The 21,663-nt window shown below is 36.6% G+C and carries 26 protein-coding genes; 19 read left to right on the forward strand and 7 right to left on the reverse strand.

Translation table 11 applies throughout. The annotated features are described in order from the left end of the window. Nucleotides 1–764 precede the first annotated feature (764 nt). On the forward strand, nucleotides 765–1,409 hold the full coding sequence (locus J2S10_RS03980; RefSeq protein WP_307404594.1) for a hypothetical protein: 645 nt from the start codon (nucleotides 765–767) through the stop codon (nucleotides 1,407–1,409). On the opposite strand, the gene J2S10_RS03985 is transcribed toward J2S10_RS03980, so the two are convergent. Beyond that, on the reverse strand, nucleotides 1,410–1,577 hold the full coding sequence (locus tag J2S10_RS03985; protein ID WP_307404595.1) for a hypothetical protein: 168 nt from the start codon (nucleotides 1,575–1,577) through the stop codon (nucleotides 1,410–1,412). Between the two features lie 188 nt (nucleotides 1,578–1,765). Between J2S10_RS03985 and J2S10_RS03990 the strand changes: the two genes are divergently transcribed. Beyond that, nucleotides 1,766–1,939, forward strand: coding sequence for a YozD family protein (locus tag J2S10_RS03990; RefSeq protein ID WP_307404597.1), 174 nt, complete (start codon nucleotides 1,766–1,768; stop codon nucleotides 1,937–1,939). 246 nt (nucleotides 1,940–2,185) lie between these two features. Continuing rightward, entirely contained in the window at nucleotides 2,186–2,497 is a 312-nt protein-coding gene (locus J2S10_RS03995; protein ID WP_307404599.1) for a YodL domain-containing protein, read from the forward strand. 41 nt (nucleotides 2,498–2,538) lie between these two features. Here the strand turns inward: J2S10_RS03995 and J2S10_RS04000 are convergent, their stop codons facing one another. Next, nucleotides 2,539–2,667, reverse strand: a complete 129-nt coding sequence (locus J2S10_RS04000; RefSeq protein ID WP_307404601.1) for a hypothetical protein — start codon at nucleotides 2,665–2,667, stop codon at nucleotides 2,539–2,541. Between the two features lie 156 nt (nucleotides 2,668–2,823). Between J2S10_RS04000 and deoD the strand changes: the two genes are divergently transcribed. The 7 genes from deoD (at nucleotide 2,824) to J2S10_RS04035 (ending at nucleotide 11,734) form a co-directional block, all read left to right on the forward strand. Continuing rightward, nucleotides 2,824–3,528 carry a purine-nucleoside phosphorylase gene (gene deoD, locus J2S10_RS04005; RefSeq protein WP_307404603.1) on the forward strand — a complete coding sequence of 235 codons (705 nt, stop codon included), beginning with the start codon at nucleotides 2,824–2,826 and terminating at the stop codon, nucleotides 3,526–3,528. A 128-nt stretch (nucleotides 3,529–3,656) separates the two neighbouring features. Beyond that, a complete protein-coding gene (locus J2S10_RS04010; protein WP_370876142.1) occupies nucleotides 3,657–4,472 on the forward strand; it encodes a M15 family metallopeptidase in 816 nt (271 codons plus the stop codon). Nucleotides 4,473–4,765: 293 nt separating this feature from the next. Beyond that, entirely contained in the window at nucleotides 4,766–7,162 is a 2,397-nt protein-coding gene (locus J2S10_RS04015; protein WP_307404605.1) for a heavy metal translocating P-type ATPase, read from the forward strand. A gap of 208 nt (nucleotides 7,163–7,370) precedes the next feature. Then, nucleotides 7,371–8,852 (forward strand): lmo1851 family serine protease, encoded by a 1,482-nt coding sequence (locus J2S10_RS04020; RefSeq protein ID WP_307405150.1) that lies wholly within the window; start codon nucleotides 7,371–7,373, stop codon nucleotides 8,850–8,852. 117 nt (nucleotides 8,853–8,969) lie between these two features. Further along, nucleotides 8,970–9,788 carry an LCP family protein gene (locus tag J2S10_RS04025; protein ID WP_307404607.1) on the forward strand — a complete coding sequence of 273 codons (819 nt, stop codon included), beginning with the start codon at nucleotides 8,970–8,972 and terminating at the stop codon, nucleotides 9,786–9,788. A 122-nt stretch (nucleotides 9,789–9,910) separates the two neighbouring features. Further along, nucleotides 9,911–10,822: a CobW family GTP-binding protein gene (locus J2S10_RS04030; protein ID WP_307404609.1), complete on the forward strand. Its 912-nt coding sequence runs from the start codon at nucleotides 9,911–9,913 to the stop codon at nucleotides 10,820–10,822. A gap of 93 nt (nucleotides 10,823–10,915) precedes the next feature. Beyond that, nucleotides 10,916–11,734, forward strand: a complete 819-nt coding sequence (locus tag J2S10_RS04035) for a hypothetical protein (RefSeq protein WP_307404611.1) — start codon at nucleotides 10,916–10,918, stop codon at nucleotides 11,732–11,734. Nucleotides 11,735–11,797: 63 nt separating this feature from the next. Here J2S10_RS04035 and J2S10_RS04040 read toward each other — a convergent pair whose 3' ends face one another. Continuing rightward, nucleotides 11,798–12,043 carry a DNA alkylation repair protein gene (locus tag J2S10_RS04040; protein ID WP_307404613.1) on the reverse strand — a complete coding sequence of 82 codons (246 nt, stop codon included), beginning with the start codon at nucleotides 12,041–12,043 and terminating at the stop codon, nucleotides 11,798–11,800. A gap of 86 nt (nucleotides 12,044–12,129) precedes the next feature. Here J2S10_RS04040 and J2S10_RS04045 point away from each other — a divergent pair, with 86 nt between their 5' ends. Next, complete coding sequence (locus J2S10_RS04045; protein ID WP_307404615.1) at nucleotides 12,130–12,420, forward strand: hypothetical protein; 291 nt, start codon at nucleotides 12,130–12,132, stop codon at nucleotides 12,418–12,420. 105 nt (nucleotides 12,421–12,525) lie between these two features. Here J2S10_RS04045 and J2S10_RS04050 read toward each other — a convergent pair whose 3' ends face one another. Beyond that, a complete protein-coding gene (locus J2S10_RS04050) occupies nucleotides 12,526–13,002 on the reverse strand; it encodes an Hsp20/alpha crystallin family protein (protein ID WP_307404618.1) in 477 nt (158 codons plus the stop codon). Between the two features lie 230 nt (nucleotides 13,003–13,232). Between J2S10_RS04050 and J2S10_RS04055 the strand changes: the two genes are divergently transcribed. Beyond that, a complete protein-coding gene (locus tag J2S10_RS04055; protein ID WP_307404620.1) occupies nucleotides 13,233–14,015 on the forward strand; it encodes an SDR family oxidoreductase in 783 nt (260 codons plus the stop codon). A 36-nt stretch (nucleotides 14,016–14,051) separates the two neighbouring features. Here J2S10_RS04055 and J2S10_RS04060 read toward each other — a convergent pair whose 3' ends face one another. Beyond that, a complete protein-coding gene (locus J2S10_RS04060) occupies nucleotides 14,052–15,419 on the reverse strand; it encodes an MATE family efflux transporter (protein WP_307404621.1) in 1,368 nt (455 codons plus the stop codon). A 137-nt stretch (nucleotides 15,420–15,556) separates the two neighbouring features. Here J2S10_RS04060 and J2S10_RS04065 point away from each other — a divergent pair, with 137 nt between their 5' ends. Further along, nucleotides 15,557–15,715 (forward strand): YflJ family protein, encoded by a 159-nt coding sequence (locus tag J2S10_RS04065; RefSeq protein ID WP_307404624.1) that lies wholly within the window; start codon nucleotides 15,557–15,559, stop codon nucleotides 15,713–15,715. 177 nt (nucleotides 15,716–15,892) lie between these two features. Then, entirely contained in the window at nucleotides 15,893–16,051 is a 159-nt protein-coding gene (locus J2S10_RS04070; protein ID WP_307404626.1) for a hypothetical protein, read from the forward strand. A 134-nt stretch (nucleotides 16,052–16,185) separates the two neighbouring features. On the opposite strand, the gene J2S10_RS04075 is transcribed toward J2S10_RS04070, so the two are convergent. Beyond that, nucleotides 16,186–16,746 (reverse strand): GNAT family N-acetyltransferase, encoded by a 561-nt coding sequence (locus J2S10_RS04075; RefSeq protein ID WP_307404628.1) that lies wholly within the window; start codon nucleotides 16,744–16,746, stop codon nucleotides 16,186–16,188. A gap of 305 nt (nucleotides 16,747–17,051) precedes the next feature. Next, the gene (locus J2S10_RS04080; RefSeq protein ID WP_307404630.1) at nucleotides 17,052–18,179 is read right to left on the reverse strand and encodes an amidohydrolase; all 1,128 of its coding nucleotides are present in this window, start codon (nucleotides 18,177–18,179) and stop codon (nucleotides 17,052–17,054) included. A 190-nt stretch (nucleotides 18,180–18,369) separates the two neighbouring features. Here J2S10_RS04080 and J2S10_RS04085 point away from each other — a divergent pair, with 190 nt between their 5' ends. The 5 genes from J2S10_RS04085 to J2S10_RS04105 all read left to right on the forward strand — a co-directional run bounded on the left by J2S10_RS04085 (nucleotide 18,370) and on the right by J2S10_RS04105 (nucleotide 21,640). Next, nucleotides 18,370–18,693, forward strand: a complete 324-nt coding sequence (locus tag J2S10_RS04085; protein ID WP_307404632.1) for a DUF4870 domain-containing protein — start codon at nucleotides 18,370–18,372, stop codon at nucleotides 18,691–18,693. A gap of 113 nt (nucleotides 18,694–18,806) precedes the next feature. Beyond that, a complete protein-coding gene (locus J2S10_RS04090; protein WP_307404634.1) occupies nucleotides 18,807–18,998 on the forward strand; it encodes a PLD nuclease N-terminal domain-containing protein in 192 nt (63 codons plus the stop codon). After that, nucleotides 18,998–19,906 (forward strand): ABC transporter ATP-binding protein, encoded by a 909-nt coding sequence (locus tag J2S10_RS04095; RefSeq protein ID WP_307404636.1) that lies wholly within the window; start codon nucleotides 18,998–19,000, stop codon nucleotides 19,904–19,906. The genes J2S10_RS04090 and J2S10_RS04095 overlap by 1 nt, the downstream gene beginning before the upstream one ends. Continuing rightward, nucleotides 19,903–20,682, forward strand: coding sequence for an ABC transporter permease (locus J2S10_RS04100; protein ID WP_307404638.1), 780 nt, complete (start codon nucleotides 19,903–19,905; stop codon nucleotides 20,680–20,682). Before J2S10_RS04095 ends, J2S10_RS04100 begins: the two co-directional genes overlap by 4 nt. 88 nt (nucleotides 20,683–20,770) lie before the next feature. After that, nucleotides 20,771–21,640, forward strand: a complete 870-nt coding sequence (locus tag J2S10_RS04105) for a patatin-like phospholipase family protein (RefSeq protein ID WP_307404640.1) — start codon at nucleotides 20,771–20,773, stop codon at nucleotides 21,638–21,640. The last annotated feature ends 23 nt before the right edge of the window (nucleotides 21,641–21,663 follow it).

Genomic DNA, 21,663 nt, shown 5'->3' on the forward strand with positions numbered 1-21,663 from the left:
ATTTTGGTGTTAGAGTATTCTCTACATCCCTTACCTTTTTGCTAGTATCTAGTCATGATGAAACAAAAATGTTGGTTCTGGTCAAAAAACTTCAAGAAAATAGAAGGAACTCGTCGAAAAATCTTTTACTTGTCGAAAGCAAAAGTCTTTTATCAATTAAGGGGTTTACTTTCTTTTTCAACAAACGGGCCATTATCTACAGTATGTTTTTCTACCGTATTTAACGTATGTAATGATACAAAAATGACCAGATTTCTAACTTTGTGGAAACATTATATACAGTTATTTTTTATAGTATTCAACGTATTTAAAGGTATGGGAAAATGGACTTGGGTAACTGGAGAAAGAAATAACCTTGAAGTTAAAGAATGTTGTTTTACAAGTCACTGATAATAAAATCGTTTATAATAAAAGAAACTTTCATTTGTATTGTGTTCAACCAGACCTATGATTTGCCTTTGAGATAAACCTTCAACCTCTTTTAAGAATTTGATATTATGAAATTGAGCCATTTCGATCATCCTTTTCGTCCTCTCCTATGTAGTAAGTTTGGTCACTTCCTATCATAAGAGAGGTTAATAGAATTGGAAATCATGTGGCTCATTTTTTATGTGATCAAATCATATAAGTGGCTCAAATTTAATTTATCAAAAACAGCAGCAAAAGGTCTGATCGAATTAGCTCAGAAAATCAAGAAGGGTGATAAGAAGAATGATAAAAAAGTAAGCTGACTCATGACCAATTAGGACATGAGTTTACTTTTTTTGGTACCCAGTAAAAATTGCAGATTAACAGATATCAAGTGGCTTGATGGAAAGTATGTGTACGAAGTAAATAAAAGTGATGGTCTATTTGTTGAAACCGGGCTGCAGCTGCTTTCAGAATATGAGGGAACGGTAATGGAGCAGGAACAAATTGATATAGAATATAAATTTTTTTTCGGGGATTTAGTTCAAGTAAGCGGTTATGGTTCGGATCTGTTTAAAGTCGTTGGCTTTCGAACTGAAATTTGGCGCTATAAAGAAGATGCCTGGGAAGATGTCATTTATGAGCTATCGAGGGTAAGTGATGGAGAATGGCTTGAGGCGGGCGAAGAGGAGCTAACGCTTGTCGCAGATGCTGAAAGTGCTGACACGTTCATCCAAAAATTAGGCCTCCTATACTTAATTAATAAGCAGGATAAAACAGTAACAACACCAAAATCTCAAAACATAGTAAGAAAAGCCGAAGTTGAAGAAATTGAACGAAAAAAAGAAAAGAAAGAGTTAATAGATAACCTGTTGGATATATTTAATGATTACCGAATATTATATGAATTATTTCATGATCAAGAATACTATCAAGTTATGAGAGTGGTCCTCAGGAAATTAGAGAATCTTGTAAATAATGATGGCAAAAGCCATGTGTAACTAAAGCCTTGTGACTTCAAATAATAAATATAAGATAAATGGGATTCCTGCCCATTTTATTAGAAAAAATAATGAGTCTGTTACCTTCTCAAATAAGCGGAGGGTGATTCCATCCTCCTGATTCACATCTTCAATAAATGCCTCAAGCTTCAACTTTAAATTTGCCAACTTAATCACCTCGAAATGTTCTTTTCATTCATCCTATGCTTGTCCATTTCAAAAAAGACATGTTTTTTGGTTAAGGTGAGCTTTAATTTATATAGGTTTTCATTTAGAATACTAAACAGCTACTTTTCAAAGTTAATAGCATGAAAAAGCCTGATTCATCATACATTCTGTAAAAAGGGGGCGATGCTATGAGAGAAATTGAAGTATTTATTGATACTGAAGAGATTGCCGAATTTTTCTTTCATGAGCTTGTAAAAAGGGGATACGTTCCTTCAGAAGAGGAGTTAGAAGAACTCGCAGATATCACCTTCGAATATCTCATCGAGAAAAGTATTATCGATGAGGAAATCCAAGATGAATAAAATCCGTTTATAGTAAGGAGAGGAAAATAAACTCTTCTTTTATAATAGAGTAAACTGAAAAACGAGCATGGAGTGCTCGTTTTTTAATTGGAAGAAGGATTGTCTTTTTTTTGTAAATTAACTAAATTTTATATCTTTTCAGTAAATATTGTAATTCGACAAAAATAGAGCATTTTCTACAGAGGAATTATCGACGTGTTTCTCTAATTATTTAAATAAGAATTTTATATTAATTATTGGAGGGATATGATGATCAGAATGTTAACAAAAAAAGCTTGCAGTCAATATGATGTGACGATCTTTCAAACTCCAAAGTACCGTCAATATAAAGGTTATAAGACTGTTTATCGCACATCCATCCCGGCGAATAGCCGAGAAAATTGCCTGAAGGAAACCTTTAGCCGATTTAATGTCACTGACCGGATACCTGAAAATTATAAAGGAAGATTTCTGTCGACAGGAGATATTGTTTTAATTGATGAAGGCCGTGGCGGTCAACATTACTATCAATTAAAGCCAGGAGGTTGGTATCCTATTAATCGAATTCTTCTTTGTTAGTTCTCTACAGTAAAAAACCTAAGGAGCCCCTTAGGTTTTTCTTAGCTTTTTCGACCTCCGGTCGCATTGTGTTCCTTTGCATGTGCTTCGTGTTCTGCCACAATTGCCTCGGCAGGGATATGATTATTTTTCTTCGGAGAATTAATTCGACTTCGATGCTTCTTTCCCATTTATTTTTCCCCCCTTTGGTTAACCTAAAAATAGTTTCCCACAAAACAAAAAAAACATAAGCGGTCACATGAAAGGTTTTTCAATGGTAATTGATTGTGATATAGTGTCAATGGTAGAGTTTATATCTTTGCTTACCGATGATTGGAGGATTTTACATGAGTGTACATATTGCTGCGAAAGAAAATGAAATTGCTGAAACGGTATTACTTCCCGGAGACCCGCTTCGTGCGAAATATATTGCTGAAACCTTCTTAGAAAATCCAAAATGCTATAACGAAGTTCGTAATATGTTTGGCTTTACCGGTACATATAAAGGAAAAAGAATTTCTGTTCAAGGAACAGGAATGGGTGTTCCATCTATTTCAATATACATAAATGAATTAATGAATAGCTATAATGTCCAAAATCTAATTCGTGTCGGTACTTGCGGTGCCATTCAAAAAGACGTAAAAGTTCGCGACGTAATTTTGGCAATGGCGAGTTCAACTGATTCTAATATGAATCGCCTTACCTTTGGCGGAGTGGACTATGCCCCTACAGCAAACTTTGATTTACTGAAAAAGGCATATGATTCAGGCATTGAGAAAGGTCTTAATTTAAAAGTTGGTAATGTATTTACTGCCGATTCGTTTTATAACGATAATGCCGAACTGGAAAAATGGGCTAGATATCAAATCTTGGCGATAGAAATGGAGACTACTGCCCTATATACATTAGCAGCCAAATTTGGACGGAGAGCCCTTTCGGTGCTAACCGTAAGTGACCATATCATAACAGGTGAAGAAACTACTGCTGAGGAAAGACAATTAACTTTTAATGATATGATTGAAGTTGCTTTAGAAGCAGCGATCAAGGAATAAAACCTTTTTGAGGCTCACTCCCCATATGGAGGTAGCCTCTTTTTCGTGTGTCTTTAGTAACTTGACCTTTTATGTAAAAATCGATATAGTGCATAAGTGATATACGAATGAATAGATAGGTGAGTTAAATGAAATTGAAAAATTTATTGGTAATTTTTGCGTCTGTTTTTCTAATTGCAGGGTGCAGTCAGATGGATTCTTTTTTTAAAAAGGTTCCTTTGTTAAGCAAGGATAGTCAAGAACAAAAAGCAGTGAAAACGAACAAAGCAAACCAAAGATCATTGACCGGAAAAAATTCTCTTAATTTACAAGCGATATTTTTTAATGAGATTAAACAGGTCGATGGAAAAAATGTTATTCAAAACCCTACAAATATCTTGGCGTTAATAAATAAAAAATACTTACTTCCCGCAAATTACATCCCCGATGATCTTGTTCACCCGGATGTTCCTTTTTCATTTGGTGATTTGAAACAAGAAAAGAGTTATATGAGGAAAGAGGCTGCAGATGCATTAGCCCAAATGTTTAACGATGCAAAAAAATCAGGGATTGAGCTTTATGCCGTTTCCGGGTACCGTTCGTATAGCCGCCAAAAGACCTTATTTGATGCCGAGATCAATCAAGTCGGAAAAGAAAAAGCTGTACAAGCTGTAGCCATCCCCGGATCTAGTGAGCATCAGTCCGGTTTAGCAATGGATATAGCAAGTAAGTCGACCAATTTAAATTTAACAGAGGGTTTTGCCGGAACGCGTGAAGGTAAATGGTTAGAAGAAAATGCTCATCGTTTTGGTTTTATTTTAAGGTATCCAAAAGGGAAAGAAGGAATAACCAATTATGAATATGAACCATGGCATTTCCGTTATGTCGGGGTGAAAGCTGCCAAGGTCATCTATCAACATGATTGGACACTGGAAGAATACTTTAATGAAGTGAAAAAGATTTAAATGAAAAAGAGGGGCAAAAACCTCTTTTTTTTTTATGGGATAAAGGAGCAAGCGTACTTGATGGAGAATTTAATAACCTAACCGTTTATATGGACCATTTATTCTCAGATGGGATATGCATAAAAAAATAATAAATGCTGATACAAAAGCTAAATGTAAAAAGGTGTGACAAATATCATCGAAAACCGTCGAATTAAGCGTAAAATTAAAAGTTAAAGTTTAAATTTATTAAAGTAAAATCAATTGATTGAATATAGGGTGCGGGGGTATTGTATTTATAAGAGGTGGTTTATATGAAGGAGCAGCTTAAATTAGATATTACGGGTATGACCTGTGCCGCTTGCTCAACTCGAATTGAAAAAGGATTGAACAAAATGGATGGAGTAGTGGCAAATGTTAATTTGGCTATGGAAAGTGCGTCCATTTTATATGAAACAAATTCAGTATCCAGTAAGGAAATTATAAATAAAATTGAGATTCTCGGCTATGGAGTCCGTTTCGAAAAAGCGGAATTCGATGTCTTTGGTATGACTTGTGCTGCGTGCTCAACAAGAATTGAAAAATCCTTGAATCGGATGAACGGAGTAGCAGAAGCAACCGTTAATTTGGCGACAGAAACGGCGGCCGTTAAGTATAACAATAAAGAAGTTTCGACCAGTCAATTGATTGAACGCGTCCAAAAGCTTGGATATGATGCAAAGGAAAAGATTCAAAGGAATTCAAAGGCACATTATAAAGAAGAAGAGCTTAAAAGCAAGAAAAGAAAGTTTTTCCTTTCGGTAATTTTTTCTCTTCCCCTTTTATATACAATGCTAGCACATTTGCCATGGAATTTTGGGTTGCCGATGCCCCGTATTCTGATGAATCCATGGTTTCAATTACTGCTTGCATCATTGGTGCAATTTTTTATTGGTGGACAATTTTATATTAGTGCTTTTAAGGCCATGAGGAACTATAGTGCAAATATGGATGTCCTTGTTGCATTAGGTACTTCTGCTGCCTATTTTTACAGCCTTTCGGAAGGGATAAAAACGATTAAGAATGAAGCCTATATGCCCCATTTATATTTTGAAACAAGTGCTGTACTGATAACATTAATCCTTTTAGGAAAATTATTTGAAACTATGGCAAAAGGAAGAACCACTATTGCAATTTCCCAATTGCTTAGCCTTCAGGCAAAAGAGGCTACTGTAATTAGAGATGGAAAAGAAATTCAAATATCGGTAGAAGAAGTGAAAGTATCGGATCAGTTAGTGGTTAAGCCCGGAGAGAAAATACCGGTGGATGGAGAAATTCTTTCTGGTCGATCTTCAATTGATGAATCTATGATTACAGGAGAATCGATTCCTGTTGAGAAATCCATTGGGGATTCTGTTATTGGTTCAACCATAAACAAAAACGGAACAATAACTATGAAAGCAACCAAGGTGGGGAAAGATACCGCGCTTGCCGGAATTATAAAAATTGTGGAAGAAGCCCAGGGCAGTAAAGCGCCTATCCAGCGCATTGCGGATACCATTTCAGGTTATTTCGTTCCCGTTGTCGTTGCCATTTCCTTCATTACCTTTATAATTTGGTATTTTTTTGTTAATCCCGGAGATTTTCCTTCAGCATTAGAAACAGCCATTTCTGTTCTTGTTATTGCTTGTCCGTGTGCCTTAGGGCTTGCCACTCCAACTTCGATTATGGTTGGTACCGGTAAGGGGGCAGAAATGGGTATCCTATTTAAGGGTGGAGAGCATTTAGAAACAGCTCATAAAATCGACACGATTCTGCTCGACAAGACGGGAACGATAACGAAGGGGCAGCCAACTGTTACCAACTTTATTGCCTATGAGGATGAGAAAAAGGTGCTTCAATACCTTGTCTCAGCTGAAAAATCCTCTGAACATCCCCTGGCGGATGCCATTGTGCAATTTGGGAAAGAAAGAAGAACAAGCACTCTGCCGGTTAAACGCTTTTCGGCGATACCTGGATATGGAATTGAAGCAAAAATTGGTGATGAAGAAATATTTGTTGGTACTCCCAAGCTAATGGATCTAAAACAAATCGCTTATTCCGATCATTTAGAAGATATGCTTCAATTTGAAACTGAAGGAAAAACGGCTATGTATGTTGCGATTAATGGAACAATTATGGGTATCGTAGCTGTTGCCGATACGGTTAAAGAGACAGCAAAAGCCGCAGTGGAAGAATTAACTCAATTAGGAATCGAAGTCTTTATGCTTACTGGGGATAATGCACGTACGGCGAAAGCAATAGCAAACCAAGTGGGTATTACCAACATTATTGCCGAGGTTCTTCCCGATGAAAAGGCTAATCATGTGAAAGCGCTGCAGCTTAAAGGGAAAAAAGTGGCGATGGTTGGCGATGGAATTAACGATGCACCTGCACTTGCTCTTGCCGATATAGGGATCGCAATAGGAACCGGTACAGATGTGGCGATTGAGGCTGCGGATATTACCGTTCTCGGCGGTGAGCTTATTTTGATTCCTAAGGCAATAAGCTTAAGTAAAAAAACTATGAACAACATTCGACAAAATCTTTTCTGGGCACTCATTTACAATTCTGCAGGTATTCCGATTGCCGCCCTAGGCTTGTTAGCCCCATGGGTGGCAGGAGCTGCAATGGCATTCAGTTCAGTTTCCGTGGTCACTAACTCACTTCGTTTGAAGCGGGTTAAGGTATAAAATAATTGACGGCACTACCTCAGGGTAAATGCCGTTTATTTTTTTCGACAAATTCATTAACTTTTCTTTGTTAATTTTATTAAAAAGATGTTATTCTAATCACTAAGGGTTTATTACTTTGAAAGTATCAGAATAAATCGCTTCTGAACTTTGAAAAATGTCCAGCAAGGAAGTTTTAGCTTTGCTGAATTTTCTTAATATATGGTTAATGAAAGTGGTGAAGACTTTGGATGAAGAGAAAATTGAACAAGAGCAACAAACAGAAAACAAATCAGGCTATATTCGATTAAAGAGATTTCACTTTATTATGCTGTTATTTTTCGTTGTTTTTCTATCCGCGGGTATTACAACATTTGCCCTTGCATTTGGAAAAGAAAAAGTAGTAACAGTCGGTACGGACCGGACAGAATTTAACAAACTCTATACTGCCTTCGATACATTGAAAAGTGGATATTACAAGGGTGTAAATCAAAGCAAACTCATTAATGGAGCTATAGATGGGATGGTAAAATCTCTAGATGATCCATATTCTGTATATATGAGTAATGCAGAAGCAAAAAGCTTTAATAGCAGCATATCTTCCTCCTTTGAAGGGATTGGAGCGGAAATTCAAGAGAAGGATGGCCATATTGTCATTGTTTCCCCTATCAAAGGTTCACCTGCGGAAAAAGCAGGGCTAAAACCAAATGATATCATTGTTGCTGTAAATGGAAAAAACCTTCAAGGCATGGACTCTACACAAGCGGTCACATTAATTAGAGGGAAAAAAGGGACAACGGTTGATTTAACGATTCAGCGGCCTGGTACGGCGGCCCCTGTAAACATGCCGATTATCCGCGATGAGATTCCGATTGAAACAGTTTACGGTGAAATGGTTGGTGATGGAATTGCAAAAGTGCAAATTACCAGTTTTTCAACCAACACATCAAAAGAACTTGTTAAGACTTTAAATGATTTACAAAAACAGGGAATGAAGGGGTTGGTTTTAGACCTTCGCCAAAATCCAGGCGGGTTATTAGATCAAGCCGTTACCATTTCCAGTATGTTTGTACCTAAAGGCAAAGTAATTGTTAAAGAAGAAGACCGTAATGGAAAGATTACGGAGATTCCATCAGAAAATAAAGGGAACCCGAGTCTTCCTTTAGTCGTGTTAATAGATAAAGGAAGTGCCAGTGCTTCGGAAATTCTTTCAGCTGCTGTGAAAGAATCAGCTGGTGTACCCCTGATCGGTGAGAAGTCCTTTGGGAAAGGAACTGTACAGACCGTTCAAGATTTCTCTGATGGATCAAATCTTAAGTTAACGATTGCAAAATGGTTAACACCAAATGGAAATTGGATTCATAAAAAAGGAATTCAACCTGATTATGCCGTCGCTCTTCCTGATTATGCGTCCTTGTCGATTATTAATCCTGATAAGGCATTGTCGCTTTCTAATGTTTCAACGGATGTTCAAACAGCTCAGAAAATGCTTAAAGCGGTTGGTTTTGATCCTGGTCGTGAAGACGGATTTTTTGATGATAAAACAAAGGCTGCGGTAGTTGCTTTCCAAACGGCACAAAAGCTTCCTGCTGATGGAGTTTTAAAAGGTAATTCAACTTTAAAATTAATGGATCTTTTACGAGAAAAGATAAAAACAAATGATACACAGCTGCAAAAAGCAATTGAAGTGTTAAAAGGAAGAATGAAATAAAACTACTAAATTGAGGCTGCCATAGGGCAGCCTTAATTTTTTGTAATTCTTCCTGTATATTTGTCATCATACTGTCCAACAATGGAAAGGAGACAAACAGGATTTGGTGGTGTTCAAATGAGGAAATTATGCATAGCAGTGATTTTATTATCTTTTTTTGGTTTTGGACCTTTAAAATCATTTTTTCACTCTGTAATCAGTACCGACGGAAAAAACACTGCCGGTGAAACAATCATTCAAAAAATGAAAGACACAACAAATTTGTTCCCTCAACGCGATAATAAACAAGTAAAGAATTATTTGATTACTGAAAAAAGCGCGGACAAAAAGTCCTCCCTAAATGGAACTGCGCTGGTTTTGAGGTATGATACCAAAAACAATAAGCTGATGGTCGGTTCTATTTTGTTACCCGAAAATACAATGATTGAAAATAAGGAACAATTTGATACCGTTAAAAAAACGGTAGAAAAAGATTATCAGGTTTCAATCGACCATTACTTCAATCTTGATACAGCCGGACTGGCGCGTATCATTGATCTCCTTGCACCAAAAGGTCTCACTTTGACACAAAATACCAGTAAAAATGGCAGTGGAAATGCTTCAGGAAAAATACATGGAAATGAATTAGTTTCAATCATTAATAGTGGAAAACCTGAGGAAATTAATAATGTAATAACAGCATTGAAAAATGAAATTAAAACAAATCAATCAGCTGAAAAACTAGTTACCTTAGCTCCGTCAATCATTAATGAAGCCATGAAAAGTATAAAAACGGATTTAGGAAAAGGAGAGTTATTGGCAATGGGTTTCTCGGCCATGATGAATCCGGTAACCACGATTGAATCCTATCAAATTGCAGAGGAAAGTCAAAAAGAAAAAGCTCACACGGTAAATTCAATGACAACGGAAAAAAAACAAACTCCGGTATTTAATTGAATATAGAATTTCTTAAAAAGCGGATGAGAGAATCATCCGCTTTTTAACATTTTGAAGATGCTTTTAATGAATGGTTTCATATATAATAAAATCAATGTAAAAAATTACGAAGGGAATAGAACATGAATAAAGCAGAGGTTTATATTTTATCAGGCTTTTTGGGGAGCGGGAAAACAACTTTATTAAAACGATTGCTTGAAGATGAGCGTAGATTAGGAAGAAAAACAGCGGTAATGATGAATGAATTAGGCAAAGTATCGATCGATTCGGATGCCGTAGCAGATAATGATGTGGCATTAAAAGAACTGTTAGGCGGATGTATTTGCTGCTCAATTCAGGATAAACTCGAGGCGCAGCTTCAGGGGTTAATAGTAGAGGAAAAACCGGAAGTCATCTATATTGAAACAACAGGTGCTGCACACCCTGTAGAGGTATTGGATGCCATTCTCTCTCCATTGTTTGCTGATAGTTTATTAATAAAAGGCATTTTGACTACTGTTGATGGATTACGGTGGATGGATAGGAAAAATCTCAGCCCTCAGCTCCAACAACTTATACTGGACCAAGTTAGACATTCCGATCTAATCCTAATCAACAAAATGAATGAGTTAACGGATTCAGATCAGGCAAGGATTACTTTTGAAATACAATCCATTAATTCTGAAGCAAGATGCCTACTTACCAACTATTCACAGCTTGCGATGGACCAATTAAGAAAGCTATCCGTATCATTTGATAAGAATTCAGAAAGATTAAATCTAAAAAAGAAATTAAACTTAACAACATTTGTGTACCAATTTCAAAAAGCAATTAGTCATTCAAAGTTTGAAGCGTTTTTAAAAAGTCTCCCGGATACTGTTTATCGGATTAAAGGCTATGTAAAGTTTGACCGCTCAAATTACCCAACACTTTTTCAATTTTCTTATGGAATGCCGATCTATATGCAAGAGTTTATGAATTTGCCTTTAAACCTTGTTTTTATTGGTGAAAATATTGATTGGAAGCAAATTGAAATAAAACTTGCAGAGCTTTAAATTGAATTAAAAATCAATTGAAAAAATGAATGATAATTTCCTCTTCAGGTAACTCTTTTAATGTAGCTAAAATTACATGGAGAGGGGGATTTGATGAAAAAGGCAACGATTTTAATTGTATTTACACTAATCCTCCTTAACGGATATTACGTCCAAGCAACTTCTGATATTAGCTATAAGATTGAGATGCCGCAGTGGAAAGAAGTCGATCATTTAGTACCAAGATATGCGAAATTCACCGTGCTGGATATTGAAACAGGGAAGCAATTTAAAGTGCAAAGAAGGGCAGGAAGTCATCATGCGGATGTACAGCCCTTAACATCCAAGGATACGAAAATAATGAAAAAGATTTACGGAGGAAAATGGAGTTGGAAACGCCGAGCCATCATCGTGATTCATAAAAATCAATGGATCGCAGCTTCAATGCATGGAATGCCGCATGGTGCGGGTGCGTTAAAAAATAATTTTCCTGGTCATTTTTGTATTCATTTTTATGGCAGTACTACCCATCGGACAAATTCAATGGACTTATCGCATATGCTTATGGTATTGAAAGCCGCCGGAAAGCTGGATGACTATCTGGCAAAAGCCAATCCCTACGAGGTTATAAGCGCATATATTGCTGGACTCAAGCAGCAGGATGCAAGGATTTCCTCCTCAGCATCACTTCAACGGATTAAATGGCAACCGATTTTAGCCCAAATTGAAAATGTAAAGATATCAAGAATGCCTCTTTTACCTGCTGAGGATTTAACGGAAGAAATTAATTTGGACGTTCCGATTGATATTGATTGGTACATAAAAAACAAAGGAAGACAAACATTCAAAGGAGAAATTCATTTAGTTCGTTTTTCACCCTTTGACGCATGGAAAGTGGATTCAAAACAGTTTTTAAAAGAAAATAATCTTTAATAATAAAAAGATAAACACCTTTATTTATGGATTTTCCATTTATAAAGGTGTTTATTGTGAGATTTACATAGGGTGCTCACCAAATTTAATAAAGGTTCTTTCATCTTCTATTAATCCGCAAGCACCGCATTGTATTCGATAATCAGGCCCGTTATAGGCAAGATGAAACGGCTCTAAATCATTTTCTCCGTATTCATGGACAACATCTCCGGATTGTGGGTCGAGCTTTACTGAGTGCGAAAGCTGTTGAATGATATTAAATCGACTTCGATTGGTTTTGCAATTTGGACACCGGTATGGGGTTGACATTTAACTAACTCCTTTCGATAAATGGTTTTAACCTATTTTTTTCAATAATAGGGAAAAATATGTAAAATTCACAAAGGGTGTGAAATATGTCAGTGTATTTTGATTCATTGCTTGCAGAGTATCGTACGATTTGGAACAATCGGGCGCTTGAAGCAATAGGAAAAAATAGTGAAGAAATCTTAATGGAAGCGATAAAGAGAGAGCTGCTGGATGAAAATTCACATCCAAGAATCCGAAAGAATCGCTATGAAAAGTATTATACTGCAGTAAAAAGAGTTGTAAATTCAAAAATTTCACAGGAAGCGAAACTACAATTAATTGAGGCACATAATCAAATAATGGAAGAGTTAAACGAGGATGATAAAGGCAGAGTTTAAAATAATGATAAAAGACAGTTTGGACAAGCTGTCTCTTATCATTTCATTCTAAATACTTACTTCACCCTATTTTTTGTTATATAAAACTTGCGAAAAAAATGGCGTTTACATAATTTCAGTAACGTCAACCTGTGAAAATTGCATATCCACATTTTTGGGGATTTTTACTTCAAGGATGCCATCCTTAAAATTGGCAGATGCCCCCTTCTTTTTTACAATTGCCGGGAGAGTAATGGTATGTTTATCTTCAGCCTGCGGAATATGCTCAACAATCAACTGATTTGATGTATGATAGATACGAAGTTGTTTTAGCCATTCATTATTTTTAATTGGAATTCTTACGAATACAAAGTCGTGTGTCTCAAAGGCAGCTGAAGTTAATATTCCTGTTGTAGACTGCTGCGGTGAGACCGGGGATTGAAAGCCACTAAACATTTCTTGAGGGTTCATCATTCCCCTCATTTCTCCAGGCATCATTTTACTCATTAAATCTTTGACGTAGCCTTCAATCTGATCAGGCTTCATATTTTTCATTACGTCTTTCATGTCTTTCGAAAAAGGGAACATATTCCAGGGGAACATAATTTTTCATCCTTTCAAGGAATAAAAATTGCTTTTAAAAATTTTACGAACTGTGCAATTTGGTCCTATTGATACCCATGATATGCAATTGCTCTTTTAATCGTTATTAAAACTTACAGCAGAAATTTTTTGGCATATTTAGTAAGGATTAATCTTTAAAATTTGCATATATAAATAAATCTTTTTAACATAGAGTATAGGAAGAAATAAAAAATTGAGAGGTATTTGGCGTGAACAAAAAAACTGCTTTGATCACAGGAGGAGCCTCAGGTATTGGGAAAATTACCGCTTACAAGCTTGCAGAAAAAGGATACCAGCTTGTTATCAACTTTCGAAATAGTGAATCAGAAGCTAGAACTTTAGCAACGCATTTGAACAAAGTTTATGGAATAAACGTAATCACTATCCAAGGGGACGTGGCTGACAAGGATGATTGTATTCGGATAATCAACCAGTCACTTTCGGTATTTTCCACCATTGATGTATTGATACACAATGCAGGGCCATACATACATGAAAGAAAAAAATTAACGGAATACTCTTTAGAGGAATGGAACTATTTAATATCCGGAAATTTATCAGCTGTTTTTTACCTAACAAAATTGATTATTCCATCGATGAGGAACCGGAAATGGGGAAGAATTATTACCATGGGCTTTGATCGGGTTGAAACAGCTCCAGGCTGGATCCATCGCTCAGCATTTGCGGCAGCAAAGACAGGGCTTGCTTCTCTTACAAGGACAATTGCAATGGAAGAAGCGGAAAATGGGATAACCGCAAATATGGTTTGCCCGGGGGATATAGTTAGTGAATGGAAAGAAAAAAATATCTCTGATTCTATACATTCCTCAGGTGAGGCGGCGCCCGTTGGCAGACCGGGGACAGGAGAGGATATTGCAAGAGTGGTTTCGTTTCTTATCGAAGATAATTCCGGATTTATCACGGGAAGCATCATTCCCGTTACAGGCGGAATGGATGTGTTGAATAAGGTTAATAGAGTAAAAATAGATTAAAAACCAAAGAGGTAAAAAGCCTGATTCTAGAGTGAATCAGGCTTTTTTCTGCTCCATTGGTTGGTACTTTGTCTTTTGGATCCAAATTAGCCTGCTTAATAGGCAAATCGCCCCAACAGCGAGACCGGCAATGAGACCGATCCAATATCCGAAAGCTCCCAGGCTCGTATATGATGCCATTAAATACCCTAAGGGCAGTCCGATTATCCAATAGGATATGAGTGAAGCTAAGAAGGTAATGTTTACGTCTTTATAACCTCTAAGTGCTCCTTGGACAGGAGCTTGGATGGCATCAGATAGTTGAAAAAATAAAGCATATAGCAAAAATTGGCCGGTTAATTTTAAAACGGCGGGATCAGTAGTATAAATACCGGCTATTTTAGAACGGAACAAAAGCAAAATGAGACCGCAAAAACCTGCGAGCAAAATTGCAATACAAAGTCCGATCCAGCTATATTCCTTGGCATCATGATGCCTTTTTGCTCCTACTTCAAATCCCACCATGATGGTTAGCGCCATCGAAATGCTAAGTGGAAGCATATATAAAAACGACGCAAAATTTAATGCAGCTTGATGACTAGCAATTGTATTTGTATCAAAGGTACTCATTAATAAGGTAACAGCCGCAAAAATACTCGTTTCAAAAAAGATCGAGAAACCAATTGGAACTCCAATTTTTAGGATTTCTTTCCATTTCGAGAATGAAACCCGATAAAAAGTATTGAAAATAGCGAAATTAATAAATGGACGATTTGTACAAATAATAAAAATCGTAATAATGGTAATGATCCAATACGTTATCGCAGTGGCGAAACCAGATCCAACCCCTCCTAATTCAGGAAATCCAAATTTTCCAAAGATAAGGAAGTAGTTGAAAATTATATTAATTGGTAATGAGGTTAAGGTAATGATCATCGTAACTCGAGTTTTCCCAAGTGCATCAATGAATGATCGCAACACATTATAGGCAAAGAGTGGAATCATTCCAAAACTTAAGGCAATTAGATAGTTATGCGCAACCAATCGTACATGTGCCTCTAAATTCATCCCATTTAGAAGGGGATCAAGTATTAATGAGCTGATTGCAATAACTAGTATAGCCATAATGATCGATAAGTACAGCCCTTGAATAACAGAAAATGCAACTCTCTCTTGTTGTTTTGCACCTATTAACTGGGCTACAATTGGAGTAACGGCGAGCAAAATTCCGCTTAATCCGGTAAAAACCGGCACCCATAAGGAGGAGCCAATCGCAACACCAGCTAAATCAGATGGACTATAATGACCGGACATTGTCACATCAAAGAAATTCATTGAAAAAAGTCCTATTTGGGTAATTAAGATCGGAATGAGAATATTAATAAGTTGTCTTAGTTTTTGCTTTTTTGAATGAGTTTGATTCAAATGTTTTTCCCCGTTTTCATTAGTTTGACGAAAAATAATTATAACACGGAAACCATTTTGTTGCCTGAAAAAAAGAATATAAAGATAGACCTTTCATAAATTGTAGGAACAAACAATTTTGGAAGGGGATAAAAACAATGGCCTATCAGGGATCAAAAGGTTGGTATATACAGAAATTAAAGCAAGCGGGAATAACTAAACATCCTGTCGAGCATCGAAAAATAGAACTTTATAAAACCTTTGTGGTAAGGAATTTATTTTTAGAAAAAGTTATTAATCAAATTAAACAAGAATAATATCTCATCAAAGACCCTGAAACCTATTTTCAAGGGTCTTTATTAAATTTGATTTAATCAGTGTTCACAAAATATACAATCTGCTATTACAATTTTTTGAACTATTTGATATCAGGGAATGAAAACGTCTTTTTTTGTGGATAATAGAATTAATCATCAATGAAAGGAGCAAAGAAAATGAGTTTTAATATGAACCGCATTAATCCAAACCAAACCCAAGTTTTTTTTCATGATGGCCGATTTGAAACGTTAACAAATGAGGAATTAGAAGATTTTTTGCTCCAAATGGGTATTAGTGAAGTAAATGAAACAATCGAACAAAGTGTAACGGATTAATATTTGCTAAGGAAACTGTGACTTTGGCGCTTCAAGCGGATAGGTCTTTTTTTCTGAACGGGTAGTTAAGTACAATTTTCATGTTCTAAAGTAAAAGCATAAAATAAAAGGCTGACTCAAGTCAGCCTTTATTTTTATGCTTCCAACAATTGTGAAGAATCAGTTTGTAATGTACCGGTTCTCATTAGGTGGAATGTATATTGGTCTTTTGGAATTTCATATAAATCGTAAACATCGCCATTTGCGTTTAATTGTTCATAAATAGATTTCCTAGTTTCGTTTGCTTTTACAACATAAGGAAGCTTTTCAGCAGCTTTGATGGAACGAATGTTTACTTTACGAATGCGCATAAAAACAGTTTCAATCCCTATTTCGTAAAAAAGCTCTTGAAAAAAGGCATCTTTAGCCGGGCTGTTATAGCCTTGACCGTGATACGGTTTTCCAAGCCAAGTGCCTAAGAATCCTGCATTATCTTCAATATCAAATAAATTAATTGTTCCGATCGGCGCTCCCCATTCATCAAGAATCGTTCTTGAAATTAAGTCACCGCGCTCTTCCGCTTCAATCGTTTGTTTGGTAATAAATAAGAATTCTTCATATGATGCTGCTTTTTGACGGACAAAAGGGAAGACATCAGGATGCGTCATTAGTTCGTACAATGCGTGGCTGTCATGAAGATCACGTTTCTTCAGCATGCATTTCCCTCCAATTAGGGCAATCCGATCCCATGTCTAAAGAAGCGGCCCACCCTCGAAATTTTTTATTTTAGTTACTAAAAAATTTCGGGGTGGGAATCGAACCCACTAGAACCAGTATCACTGGTGGCGCACCATTTGCCTTCCCTATTTCATTTTTTTGTTGCCATTATAAGGTTTAAAACCTCCAAGATTTTCAGGTCTAAAATAGTCTTACTTAAAATATGATACTAAAAAAAAAGCAAAAAAGGAATAGATTTTTGGCTATTTTTCTTGAATATTATATGGCAAATTTCTACATTACTCTACGATTCAGAATAGACCATTTCTCCGCCAATCATGGTCCATTTAGGCTTTGCTAAATAGTGAAAAGGATGATAGCTCCAGAGCACTAAATCAGCATCTTTTCCTTCTTCAATACTCCCAAGACGATCATCAATTCGTAAGTTCCTTGCTGGATTAATAGTAATCCCCTCTAAAGCTTTTTGTTCCGGCAGACCTTCCCTTACCGCAATGGCAGCACAAATATTCAGGTATTGAATTGGGGTGTAGGGATGATCAGTTGTTATCGAAACTTCGACACCTTGATTTGATAATTCCTGATATGTTTTCCACGTCTTATTTTTTAATTCGACTTTTGATCTTCTCGTCAATGTGGGACCAACTGACACTTTAAGATTCAATCCTGCTAACTCAGTTGCGATTAAATGTCCCTCTGTGCAATGCTCAATTCGTAAATCAAGATTAAATTCCTCTGCAAAACGTAAAGCCGAAACAATATCATCTGCTCGATGTGCATGTATCCGTACAGGAATTTCTTTCTTAAGTGCCATTACGATGGGGGCTATCCGTAAATCTTCCGGGTTATCAGCATGTATGGCATTGTAGAAGGCTTCCCGCAGCATACCCATAATTCCCATTCTTGTAATCGAATCACTATTGCCATGGCTGTGAATTCTTTTTGGATTTTCTCCTAAGGCAATTTTTAGTCCTGCTACCTCTTGGACAATCATACGTTTTATATTCTTTCCTGTAGTCTTTATAACGGAGGTGGTCCCACCGATGACATTAGCACTCCCTGGCATAATATGGGCTGTTGTAATACCGCTTTTGATAGCATCAGTAAAGGCTGGGTCTAAAGGATAGGCTCCATCCATTGCCCTGATATGCGGAGTCAAAGCCTCCGCTGTTTCATTGGCATCGTTCCCCGCCCAGCCTGTGCCCTCATCATAAAGACCCAAATGTGTATGAACATCAATAAAGCCGGGCAATAGGTATCGCTCGTCGCAATTAATCATTTTTACATCTCTTTCGGTGGCGAGATTGACTCCGACCTTAGCAATTTTTCCATTTTCAATTAATACATCCCCGTTTTTAATAGGCTTTGATGTAATTGGGTAAATTGTTGCATTTTTTAAAAGTATTTTTTTCATAGTAAAACCTTTCTTCTTGCTAATAATAGTATTTTTTCTATTTTACCAAGAGCTATGCGGAAGGAAAAGTGAATAGTTGTTGCATTCTTCCATTATTTTTAACGAAATCTTAATAATTAATGAAACCTTTTATAAATAGCAGCGTAATAATTAAGGTGAAATATAAAATTTTCCAGTGGGGGAAAGATTTATGGTTAAAAATGAAGAGAGGATGCTTGCTGCCGCTATCTATGTCCTTAGTTTATTTTTTCCTGTATTAGGACCGCTTATTATTTGGCTGTTAAAAAAGGATGAGTCATCTTTCATTGATTATCATGGAAAAGAGTACTTTAACTTTATGATTTCTTATTTTATTTATACCGTGATAAGCGGGATTTTAACGATAGTCGTCATCGGTATCATTGGTTTATGGTTATTCCCGATTGCCGCGTTTGTCTTTACGATTATTGCTGCGATTAAAGCCTATGATGGTCAAGAATATCGGATTCCTTTGATTTTTAGACTGATTCATTAACATCGTTGCTAAATTGCCCGGCGGAGTTACTTTTTGCCGGGTTTTGAACGTTTTTCCAGTTCAAACGTCATATGGTAGATAACAGAGATAAACAAATGCAAGGGGGAAATTTTATGGCTAACCTGAACATTGGATTATTAGTACCAATTTTGATTATTGAGTTGATTTTATTAATTGTAGCAATTGTTGATTTAATTCGGATTGAGAAAACCAATGGTCCCAAATGGCTTTGGGCATTGCTAATTTTATTTGTAAGTTTAATTGGCCCCATCCTTTACTTTGTAGTTGGAAGGAGAAATGACTAATGTCCGTAATTCAAATAAACGGATTAAAAAAGAGTTTTCAAGGGACAGAAGTAATTAAGGGGCTTGATTTTAATCTCGAAACAGGAAAGTGTATTGCCCTATTAGGGCCAAATGGGGCAGGGAAAACAACTATCTTAAGGATACTCTCAGGGTTAATGAAACCTACAGCTGGAACTATTTCGTTTACAGATGCAAAAAAAGGGGAGGATATCCGTTTTTTAATCGGCTATCTTCCACAGTTTCCTGTTTTTTATGAATGGATGTCAGGGCTGGAATTTTTGGTGTACGTTGGAAAACTGGCAGGATTAAAGCACAAAGATGCCAAGGAAAGGTCGTTAGAGCTTCTTAATCTGGTCGGACTTATAGATGCTAAGAATCGAAAGGTTGGTAAATATTCCGGCGGGATGAGACAAAGATTGGGTATTGCCCAAGCTTTAATTCACCGACCAAAGCTGGTTATGCTGGATGAACCTGTTTCTGCATTGGACCCATTAGGGAGAAGAGAGGTTTTGGATCTCCTTGAAGGTTTAAAAAAGGAAACAACCATTCTTTTTTCCACACATATCTTAAATGATGCTGAGGAGGTTTGTGATAAGATTCTGTTCTTACATAATGGGGAAATTGTTGAATCAGGAACAATGGAAGAACTTCATGAACAAAATCAACAGCCTAAAATAGATTTCATTTTCCGCGGTAAGGCAAATCAATATTCTCAAAGCTTAGCAAGTCATCCGTTAACGCAGTCCGTACTGGTGGAAGGCAACAAAGTCAGTGTGATTGTAAAGGATATAGACCTTGCCAGACAGGCATTCCTGAGTGAGGCTTCGGCCCAAAACTGGCCGATTGAAAAATTTGAAGTAAACAGTATGACACTTGAGGATGTGTTTATGAAGGTGGTGGGGAAATGAGCCAGTGGTTTACGCTTTTGCAAAAAGAAATACTGGAAATGTGGCGAAATTTCAAGTGGATATGGGTCCCAATTACGTTTATTTTATTAGGTGTTCAAAAGCCATTATCAGCATATTATATGCCTCAAATACTCGGCTCACTGGGGGGACTCCCTAAAGGTGCCGTCATAAAAATCCCGACACCCTCTGCAGCAGAGGTGTTAATACAGAGTTTGGGTGAATATACATCTCTTGGTGTTTTAATTATTGTTCTTACTTCGATGGGATTAATTGCGGCAGAAAGAAAAAGCGGAGTAGCCGCGATTGTTATGGTAAAACCTGTATCTTACAGGTCGTTTATAACGGCAAAATGGGCAGGTAGTCTTCTCTTAATGTGGTTTTCCTTTTTAATGGGTTATCTCGTAACATGGTATTATACAGGGTTATTATTTAATTGGATTCCAATTGGGGAATTTTTCCAATCTTTCTTCTTTTATGGGCTTTGGCTCACTGTGGTCTTAACGATAACGGTCTTCTTTAGCTCATCCCTAAAAAGTCCCGGAATGGCGGGTTTTATCTCAATAGCAGCAGTTATTGTTTTTAGTCTTGTAAGCAGTTCACTTTCCCATTGGCTTGAATGGAGTCCTGCACAGTTAACAACCTATGCAAATGAAATTCTCATGAAGAAGGGTATTTCTGATGGCACCCTGCCTGCGAGTCTTTTATCATCCTTTCTGATAGTGTTATTACTATCATTAAGTATTTTTGTTTTTAGAAAAAAAGAGCTGGCAGCATAGCGAGTCGTATGATTTTGCGAATACGTACAGATGCCATATAATGAGTCTGGAATCAATTAAGCCGGTATTACAGAGAGGAAGAAGGAACGTGTTAAATCAAGTTGGTTTGGTTTTAGAAGGAGGGGGAATGCGCGGTGTTTATACTGCGGGTGTCCTTGAATACTTTTTAGAACAAAAATTATTTTTTCCATATGTCATCGGAGTGTCAGCAGGTGCATGTAACGCTGCATCGTATTTGTCGAAGCAAAAAGGAAGAAATAAAACCGTTACGATTAAATATGCTTCCGACCCAAGATATATTTCTTGGAGAAATTATTTTAAAAATCGGCAATTTTTTGGAATGGACTTTATTTTTGATGAGATTCCAAATCAACATGTTCCCTTTCATTATGATGTTTTTTTTAACAGTCCTTCTGAATTTGTCGTCGGTACGACGGATTGTCTAACAGGGGAACCGGTTTATTATAAAAAACAACAATATGGGAAAGACCTATTAACGGTTTTAAGAGCTTCCAGTTCGCTGCCGTTTATTGCACCTGAAATAAGCTATAAAGATAAGATTTTGCTTGACGGAGGAATTAGTGATCCCATCCCAATCAAAAAAGCACAACAAGATGGTTTTACAAAAAATATTGTAATCTTAACTAGAAATGAAGGGTACGAAAAGAAACCATCTAAATTTCATTTTCTTGTCGATAGAAAATATCCTGAGTATTCAGGGTTGCAACAAGCATTAAGGAATCGGTATCAAACCTATAATGAAACAGTTGCTTACCTTGAGAATGAAGAAAAGGCAGGAAATGTTTTCATCATTCGCCCTCTTAAACCATTAAAAGTTGGAAGAATGGAACGGAACCCGCAACGGTTAGAAGAATTGTATAATCAGGGCTATGAGGATGCAGGGGCATCGGCCAGTAATATATTAAATTGGATAAACACTCTTGAAGGGGCTAGATAATAGCCTCTTCTTTTAATAATCTA

The sequence above is a fragment of the Neobacillus ginsengisoli genome (genome assembly GCF_030813055.1).

Bases quoted from the DNA above. Each gene is read 5' to 3' on its own strand.
- deoD (WP_307404603.1), top strand. From the start codon at position 2,824: ATGAGTGTACATATTGCTGCGAAAGAAAATGAAATTGCTGAAACGGTA.
- J2S10_RS04025 (WP_307404607.1), top strand. From the start codon at position 8,970: ATGAGGAAATTATGCATAGCAGTGATTTTATTATCTTTTTTTGGTTTT.
- J2S10_RS04050 (WP_307404618.1), bottom strand. From the start codon at position 13,002: ATGTTCCCCTGGAATATGTTCCCTTTTTCGAAAGACATGAAAGACGTA.
- J2S10_RS04095 (WP_307404636.1), top strand. From the start codon at position 18,998: ATGTCCGTAATTCAAATAAACGGATTAAAAAAGAGTTTTCAAGGGACA.
- J2S10_RS04085 (WP_307404632.1), top strand. From the start codon at position 18,370: ATGGTTAAAAATGAAGAGAGGATGCTTGCTGCCGCTATCTATGTCCTT.
- J2S10_RS04015 (WP_307404605.1), top strand. From the start codon at position 4,766: ATGAAGGAGCAGCTTAAATTAGATATTACGGGTATGACCTGTGCCGCT.
- J2S10_RS04080 (WP_307404630.1), bottom strand. From the start codon at position 18,179: ATGAAAAAAATACTTTTAAAAAATGCAACAATTTACCCAATTACATCA.
- J2S10_RS03995 (WP_307404599.1), top strand. From the start codon at position 2,186: ATGATGATCAGAATGTTAACAAAAAAAGCTTGCAGTCAATATGATGTG.
- J2S10_RS04045 (WP_307404615.1), top strand. From the start codon at position 12,130: ATGTCAGTGTATTTTGATTCATTGCTTGCAGAGTATCGTACGATTTGG.
- J2S10_RS04040 (WP_307404613.1), bottom strand. From the start codon at position 12,043: ATGTCAACCCCATACCGGTGTCCAAATTGCAAAACCAATCGAAGTCGA.
- J2S10_RS04065 (WP_307404624.1), top strand. From the start codon at position 15,557: ATGGCCTATCAGGGATCAAAAGGTTGGTATATACAGAAATTAAAGCAA.
- J2S10_RS04010 (WP_370876142.1), top strand. From the start codon at position 3,657: ATGAAATTGAAAAATTTATTGGTAATTTTTGCGTCTGTTTTTCTAATT.
- J2S10_RS04020 (WP_307405150.1), top strand. From the start codon at position 7,371: ATGAAAGTGGTGAAGACTTTGGATGAAGAGAAAATTGAACAAGAGCAA.
- J2S10_RS04035 (WP_307404611.1), top strand. From the start codon at position 10,916: ATGAAAAAGGCAACGATTTTAATTGTATTTACACTAATCCTCCTTAAC.
- J2S10_RS04075 (WP_307404628.1), bottom strand. From the start codon at position 16,746: ATGCTGAAGAAACGTGATCTTCATGACAGCCACGCATTGTACGAACTA.
- J2S10_RS04030 (WP_307404609.1), top strand. From the start codon at position 9,911: ATGAATAAAGCAGAGGTTTATATTTTATCAGGCTTTTTGGGGAGCGGG.
- J2S10_RS04000 (WP_307404601.1), bottom strand. From the start codon at position 2,667: ATGGGAAAGAAGCATCGAAGTCGAATTAATTCTCCGAAGAAAAATAAT.
- J2S10_RS04070 (WP_307404626.1), top strand. From the start codon at position 15,893: ATGAGTTTTAATATGAACCGCATTAATCCAAACCAAACCCAAGTTTTT.
- J2S10_RS04090 (WP_307404634.1), top strand. From the start codon at position 18,807: ATGGCTAACCTGAACATTGGATTATTAGTACCAATTTTGATTATTGAG.
- J2S10_RS03990 (WP_307404597.1), top strand. From the start codon at position 1,766: ATGAGAGAAATTGAAGTATTTATTGATACTGAAGAGATTGCCGAATTT.
- J2S10_RS04100 (WP_307404638.1), top strand. From the start codon at position 19,903: ATGAGCCAGTGGTTTACGCTTTTGCAAAAAGAAATACTGGAAATGTGG.